The sequence below is a fragment of the Vogesella mureinivorans genome, from assembly GCF_007644035.1.
GTDB classification, from domain to species: Bacteria; Pseudomonadota; Gammaproteobacteria; order Burkholderiales; family Chromobacteriaceae; genus Vogesella; species Vogesella mureinivorans.
Genome location: NZ_VMTV02000301.1, coordinates 1 through 305 on the forward strand (window position 1 = coordinate 1; position 305 = coordinate 305).

At 60.0% G+C, this 305-nt stretch carries 1 protein-coding gene; it reads right to left on the reverse strand.

From position 1 onward, the window contains the following. The coding region (locus tag FLQ44_RS24585) for an ATP-binding cassette domain-containing protein (RefSeq protein WP_147694265.1) at positions 1–199 on the reverse strand (199 nt) is incomplete at its 3' end. Between the last annotated feature and the right edge of the window lie 106 nt (positions 200–305).

The following is a 305-nucleotide window of genomic DNA, read 5'->3' on the forward strand; positions in this document are numbered from 1 at the left end:
GGCCCGCGATGCGGACCGTTCCCTCGGAGGGCAATTCGAGACCGGCAATCAGACGCAGCGATGTGGTCTTGCCACAGCCGGAAGGGCCCAGAAAGGTGACGAGCTCACCGCGGTTGATCGAAAAGCTGATCGCATCGACGGCAGTAACCGTCCCGTAGCGCTTGACGACATCGACGAATTCAATGGCCATTTCGGTCATGAAGTTTCCCTATTCCGCCGGAAGCGTGGCTGGAGTGTTCTGAAGTTCGGCGCGGCGGCCGAGCTGGCGCTTGCCGATGAACAACTGGATGAGGACGATACAGACG